Source organism: Streptomyces sp. NPDC059989, assembly GCF_042736975.1.
Lineage (GTDB): Bacteria > Actinomycetota > Actinomycetes > Streptomycetales > Streptomycetaceae > Streptomyces.
Genome location: NZ_JBHWUO010000112.1, coordinates 1 through 6,402 on the forward strand (window position 1 = coordinate 1; position 6,402 = coordinate 6,402).

Genomic DNA, 6,402 nt, shown 5'->3' on the forward strand with positions numbered 1-6,402 from the left:
GGCATGGAGAGAACTCCTCGGGCTCCTCGAAACGGCGCGGCCAGGGCACGGATGTGACGCCCACGCCTCAAGCGCCGAGGGGGCTGGATGTGGCGCCCGAGCCTCAAGTGCCGGTGGGTTGGATGTGGCGCCCGAGCCTTAAGTGCCGGCGGGGTTGGATGTGGCGCCCGAGCCTTAAGTGCCGGCGAGGTTGGATGTGGCGCCCGAGCCTTAAGTGCCGGCGGGGTTGGATGTGGCGCCCGAGCCTCAAGTGCCGGTTGGGCTGGATGTGGCGCCCGCGCCCTCAAACGCCGGCGAGGCTGGATGTGACGTCCGCGTCTCAAGCGCCCGCGAGGCTGGATTTGGGTGGGGATGGGGGGCGGCGGACTATGAAGGCTGCCAGGGCGCCTGCGGCGAAGAGGGCCACGATGGAGAGGGCCGTGCCGAGCCACTGGGTGCCGAGCCATTGCGTGCCGAAGTAGCCCAGGGCCACGCTGTAGCCCGCCCAGGCCATGCCCGCCAGCACCGACCACGGCAGGAACTCCGCCACCTTGCGCTGGGTCTTGCCCGCGCCCAGGGAGACCACCGAGCGGCCGGCCGGGGCGAAGCGGGCGATCACCACCAGGGCGCCACCGCCGCGGGCCAGGGCCGTGCCGAGGCGTTCGTGGGCCCGGGTCAGCCGGCGGGAGCGGGCGATGGCCCGGTCCAGCCGGGCACCGCCGCGCCGGGCCAGCCGGTACGCGGCCATGTCACCCAGTACCGAAGCGGTCGTGGCGATCACGAGCAGGGCCAGGATGTCCGGCACCTGCGCGGGTACGGGCACAGGACCCGCCGCTCCGGCGGCCGCGGCGGCCGCGGCAGCGGTGATCACCAGGACCCCGCTGGGCAGCACCGGGAGGAAGACGTCGAGCACGATGGACAACGCCACCACGGCGTAGATCCATGGGCTCGCGGTCAGCGACCCCAGAGTCTCAAACAAGGCGGGACTCCCCAGTCCGGTTCACGTGCTGCGGCATGAAGCGCCGCGACGTCGCGGGGGAGCGGCAGGAGCGGCTTGACAGCCATACAGCGTACGCCCGGCGCTCGCACCCCGGATGCCCGGGGCGGGCACGGCCATCTCCCGGTGTGTCAGGTCGTCGCCCCGAGCCGCCCCGCGCGGCGGCGAGGGGCGGCGAGGGGCGGTGGCACGGCCGCAAGGGTAGGGAACGGGCCCGGGGGAGGGCAGGCTTGCGGCGGCCTGCCGGATCCGCCCCGCCCGCCGCCCGCGCGGGTTACTCCGGGGGCGTGAGGTTGCGGTCCAGGACCGTGACCAGGCGGGCCTTTTTGCCCTTCTTGCGGGCCTGGTCCAGTTGGAGGTGGGCCGAGCGGCCCGCGAGGGCCAGTGTCATCAGCTGGTTGCCGAACCAGGGGCCGCCCGTGCGGCGCCAGCTCAGCGGCGGCCGGCCCGTCCGGCCGTGCCGGGTGAAACCGCGGCCCAGCCAGCGGCCCGTACGGGACCAGCCCAGGCGGAAGCCCAGTTTCACCGCGGTGTGGATGGAGTTGTGCACCGGCGAGCACGTCAGCTGGAACACGCGCGCCGTACTGGGTATTCGGGGCTCGGCCACATACGCGTGATGCACGTCCCCCGACAGCACGCACACCGTCGCCGGTGCCCGCGGCCCCGTCCCCACCTCCTCGATGAGGTCGGTCAGCGCCGCGAACGAGGCCGGGAACGCCGCCCAGTGCTCCAGGTCGCTGCGCCGCCGTAGGTTCTCGCCTATGCGCGCCCACCGCGGGCCCCGATCGCCCCGGCACAGCGCCGCGTTCCACGTCTCCGCGTCGTGGATCAGCGGCGGCATCAGCCAGGGGAGGGAGGACCCGATCAGCAGGTGGTCGTAACCGCCGTGCCCGGCGAGGGCGTTGTCGCGCAGCCACTGCTGCTCCGCCGGGTCGAGCATGGCCCGCCCGTCCTCCGCCAGCACCCGCGCGGCCCGGGTGTCCACCATCAGCAGCCGGGTACGGCCGAAGTCGCGCCGGTAGCTCCAGCGCACCGTGCCCGGATCGGCATCCGCCGCGGACGCGAAGGCGCGCAGCAGATCGGTGCCGTCGGGGGCCTGCCGTACCGCCCCGTAGAGCCCGTCGGCCGCGAGCTCGGCGGGGGAGAGGTTCCCGAGGTGCTGGTACACCCAGTACGACATCAGCCCGCTGAGCACCCGCTCCTGCCACCACGGCGTCGCCCGCATCTCCGCCAGCCACGCCGCGCTCGTGTTCCAGTCGTCGATGACGTCGTGGTCGTCGAATATGTGCAGGCTCGGCACGGTCGACAGCAGCCAGCGGATCTCCGGGTCGAGCCAGGACTCGTAGTAGAGGCGGGTGTACTCCTCGTAGTCCGCGACCTGGGCGCCCGGCGCCTCCCGCAGGTCACGGCGGGCCGCGAGCCATTGCCGGGTCTCGCGCGACAGCGCGTCCGCGTACACCTGGTCGCCGAGCAGCAGCAGGAGGTCCGGGCGGAGCGCCTCCGGATCGGCGGCCAGCCGCGCCGCGAGGGTGTCGAGCGCGTCCGCGCCGTGCGGCCCGCGCCGGCCGGTGGCGGGCGGCGCGGCCTGCCGGCAGGAGCCGAACGTGACGCGCAGCCCGGGCCCGGGCCGGCCGGAGCCCGCCACGGCCGGGGTGGTGATCGTGCTGGGCGGGAAGCCGCTGTCGGGCAGCGGCCACACGCGCACGCCGTCGAGCAGCACCTCGTACTCCGTGGACGACCCCGGAGTCAGGCCCGTCACCGGTACCAGCGCGTAGTGGTGACCGGCTATCTGGAAGGTCCGCTCGCTGCCGCCCGCCCCGTCGGCGCACCGCACCTCGGCCGTACACGGGCGGTCCGCCTCGACCCATATGGTCGCGGCCCCGCCCGTGTCCCAGTCGACATGGCGCAGCAGTGGCCCCAGACGCAATCCGGCCATGCAACTCCCCCTCCTCGGTAACCCCTTCGATCACGGTACGACGGGGAGGGGGAGCCTCGCCTCCCCCTGGCGGGGGAAAGATCGACCGCTTCTCGTCAGCAGCCGTTGAGGATGTTGACCAGGGCCGTCTTCTCGCCCGAGTCCATGCTCAGCGCCCAGTACTGCTTCACCTGGACCCACATCCGCGCGTACGTGCAGCGGTAGGCGGTCCGCGGCGGCAGCCACTTGCCGGGGTCGAGGTCGCCCTTGGCCTGGTTGACGTTGTCGGTGACCGCGATGAGCTGCGGGCGGGTGAGGTCGTTGGCGAACTGCTGGCGCTTGGCGGTGGTCCAGGAGTTCGCGCCCGAGCGCCACGCCTCGGCGAGCGCGACGACGTGGTCGATGTCGAGGTCGGAGGCGGCGGTCCAGGTGGCGCCGTCGTACTCGGAGTACCAGCTGCCGCTCACCGCGGCGCAGGCGGAGTCCTGGACGACGTTCACGCCGTCCCGCTTCAGGACGGTCTCGCGGGTGTTGCAGCTGCCGGAGACGGTGCTCCAGTGCGGGAAGAGGTCACGGCTGTAGCCGCTGGTGGAGCCTTCCGCCTTCGGGGTCACCGTCGCCAGGTAGGAGCGGGCGGCCGCGGCGCTGATGGGGGTGGGCGGGGCCGCCTGGGCGGTCGGGGCGCTGACGAGGGAGGTGAGGGCGGCGAGCGCGGCAGCTGACGCGAGCACGCCAATTCGACGCGCGTAGACGCTGGATATGAGTGCCATGAGGGGCTCCCTGGATGCGGGGGGAGGGCCGTGCGGACCCGGTGGGCCGCGGCCATGGTGTCGGCGCCAGGTTTCGCGGGGATGGGCGCCAGGTGACAGCGTGGCGACATGAGCACGTCACATCAAGTCGTGCAAGCACCCTTGTTCAAACGGAAGTTGAGATTCCGGCGCGAGGGGGCGGTGGATATGTGTGCGGTCGGGACCAAAGGCCTATTCCGGGCACCCGTCGGCGTCACGTACCCTGTACGGAGCAGAAGGGGAGTAGCTCTTCGCCGGACCGTCGACATACTGCTGGGTCACCCCAGCCGGCGCCCGGAGGCAGGCCGCGCAAGCGGTCGGCCAGCGAGACCTTCGGCCGCAGTGTCCTGTTCCGGCGTAGGCGCGTTCGCACGCGCATGCGCAAGCCAGGGTGCCGCCGAGCCGAAGCGACCCCTGATACACCCCAGGTCTCTCGGTCCGATGGCGTCCTGCCCGACCGATTGAGGTTTCACCCCCGTGCTCAGCTTCAGCGTCACGGCGATCGCCTTCGGCGTCGTCTTCCTCGCCGAACTCCCCGACAAGACGGCCCTCGCCGGCCTCATGCTCGGCACCCGCTACCGCGCCTCGTACGTCTTCGCCGGCGTCGCCGCCGCCTTCGCCGTGCACGTCGCGCTCGCCATCGCCGCGGGCAGTGTGCTGACCCTGCTCCCGCACCGGCTCGTCCAGGCCGTCGTCGGCATCCTCTTCCTCGCGGGCGCGGCCATGCTGCTCCTGAAGAAGAGCGACGGGGACGAGGAGGTCAAGCCGCCCGCCGACCAGTCCTTCTGGAAGGTCTCCGGGGCCGGCTTCATGCTGATCCTGGTGGCGGAGTTCGGCGACCTGACCCAGATCATGACCGCCAACCTCGCCGCGCGCTACGACGACCCCGTCTCCGTCGGCATCGGCGCGGTGCTCGCCCTGTGGGCGGTCGCGGGCATCGGCATCCTGGGCGGGCGCACGCTGATGAAGTACGTACCGCTGAGCCTGATCACCAAGATCGCGGCCGCGGTGATGGCAGCACTGGCCGTCTTCTCGCTGTACGAGGCGATCGCGGGCTGACCTGCGCGGATGCCGTGACGGGCAGCCCCCGGAAGCCCCTTGCGGGAGGCGGCGGCTTCGACCACCCTCGTGCGGGTGACCGAAACCGCCGCCTCCGCGCAGCCCCAGCCCGAGCCCCAGTCCGAACCCGTACCCGGCCAGGAGCGGCGCTTCGGCTGGTCCAACATGTTCGTCCACCCCGACGAGGACACCCGTACCGACGGCGGTTTCCGCGGCGAGCGGGCGATGCTCGTCGGCTACCTGCGCGACCAGCGGCTGACGCTGGAGCTCAAGTGCGCGGGCCTCGACGCGCAGGACCTGGCCAAGCGCTCGGTGGAGCCCTCGAACCTGTCCCTGCTGGGTCTCGTACGCCACCTCGCGGGCGTGGAGCAGTACTGGTTCCGGCACGTCATGGCAGGCCAGGACGTACGTCGGCACTACCGCTCGGCGGGGGATCCGGCGGGGGAGTTCACCGGTGCCGTGGGTGACCCGGCGGTGGTGGCGGACGCCTGGGCGACCTGGCGTGCGGAGGTGGCCTTCGCGGAGCGGCTCGTCGAGCGGACCCCCGACCTCGGCGCCACCGGGGCCGGCGGGGAGGAGCCCGCGGAGCTCCGGGAGGTCCTGGTCCACATGATCGAGGAGTACGCCCGCCACAACGGCCACGCGGACTTCCTGCGCGAGCGCATCGACGGGCGGGTCGGCCAGTAGCCGGCAGGCGGACCTCGGGCCCCCGGCCTCCGGCCTCCGGCGCGGTCGTCGGGTGCGAGGGCGTGCCACCCCGTGAGCAGGACTTCGGAGTGCGTTGAACGGCGACAGACTAAAATAGAGGATGTTCGTTTTTTTCTTGAGGGGAACGAGGCTCCATGTCAGAGCGGAAGCGGCAGCGCGCGCCCCAGCAGCGGGCCGTCCAGACCAGGGCGGCCATCCTGCGCGCGGCCGCCGAGGTCTTCGACGAGTTCGGCTTCAGCGGGGCCAGTATCAGCAAGATCATGAACCGGGCCGCCGTCACACAGGGCGGGATGTACTTCCACTTCGGCTCGAAGGAGGAGCTCGCCTACGCCGTCATGGTCGGGCAGGGCGAGGGCCTGGAGTTCCCGGCGGGGGAGGACGGGCTGCAGCGCCTGGTGGACATCACGCTCTACCTCGCCGAGCAGCTGCAGCACAATCCGGTACTCCGGGCCGGTGTGCGACTGGCCGTGGAGCAGGGGGAGTTCGGGCTCCGCGATGACGTGGCCTACCAGGCCTGGCTGCTGGAGTTCCGCCAGCAGCTGCGCTTCGCCCGCACCAAGGGCGAACTCCAGCCCGACGTCGACGACCACGAGCTGGCGTGGGTACTGGTCAGCTCCTTCACCGGGGCGCAGCTCTTCTCCCAGGCGTCCACCGGGCGGGCCGACCTGCCGCAGCGGATCGCCTCGCTGTGGCGCTACCTGCTGCCCGCCGTCGCCACCGAAGACACCCGCAGGCACATGCGCCTGACGCTGCCTCTGACGAATCCGGAAGCGGACCAGCCGGAGCCTGCGGCGGCGGAGTCGCCGTCGGGGTAGCGTCCGGATCCAGCCGGTCATCCCTGAAGGAGCTGAAATGCCCGACCTTTCGAACATCGTCAAGGCGTATGACGTGCGTGGCGTCGTGCCGGACGAGTGGGACGAGTCCCTGGCGGAGCTGTTCGGTGCCGCATTCGTGGA

At 72.0% G+C, this 6,402-nt stretch carries 6 protein-coding genes; 3 read left to right on the forward strand and 3 right to left on the reverse strand.

Annotated elements, in window-relative coordinates; all coding sequences use genetic code 11:
- Positions 1–319: 319 nt before the first annotated feature.
- The 3 genes from ACFWBN_RS39355 to ACFWBN_RS39365 all read right to left on the reverse strand — a co-directional run bounded on the left by ACFWBN_RS39355 (position 320) and on the right by ACFWBN_RS39365 (position 3,652).
- Positions 320–958 (reverse strand): DedA family protein, encoded by a 639-nt coding sequence (locus ACFWBN_RS39355; protein WP_385186571.1) that lies wholly within the window; start codon positions 956–958, stop codon positions 320–322.
- Between the two features lie 292 nt (positions 959–1,250).
- Entirely contained in the window at positions 1,251–2,912 is a 1,662-nt protein-coding gene (locus ACFWBN_RS39360) for an alkaline phosphatase D family protein (RefSeq protein WP_385186574.1), read from the reverse strand.
- 95 nt (positions 2,913–3,007) lie between these two features.
- Positions 3,008–3,652 (reverse strand): HNH endonuclease family protein, encoded by a 645-nt coding sequence (locus ACFWBN_RS39365; RefSeq protein WP_385186583.1) that lies wholly within the window; start codon positions 3,650–3,652, stop codon positions 3,008–3,010.
- Positions 3,653–4,156: 504 nt separating this feature from the next.
- On the opposite strand from ACFWBN_RS39365, the gene ACFWBN_RS39370 reads away from it, so the two are divergent.
- From ACFWBN_RS39370 to ACFWBN_RS39380, 3 genes are all read left to right on the forward strand, one after another.
- On the forward strand, positions 4,157–4,738 hold the full coding sequence (locus ACFWBN_RS39370) for a TMEM165/GDT1 family protein (protein ID WP_385186577.1): 582 nt from the start codon (positions 4,157–4,159) through the stop codon (positions 4,736–4,738).
- Between the two features lie 165 nt (positions 4,739–4,903).
- Complete coding sequence (locus ACFWBN_RS39375) at positions 4,904–5,425, forward strand: DinB family protein (RefSeq protein ID WP_385186586.1); 522 nt, start codon at positions 4,904–4,906, stop codon at positions 5,423–5,425.
- Positions 5,426–5,580: 155 nt separating this feature from the next.
- Positions 5,581–6,261, forward strand: coding sequence for a ScbR family autoregulator-binding transcription factor (locus ACFWBN_RS39380; protein WP_385186580.1), 681 nt, complete (start codon positions 5,581–5,583; stop codon positions 6,259–6,261).
- Positions 6,262–6,402 lie beyond the last annotated feature (141 nt).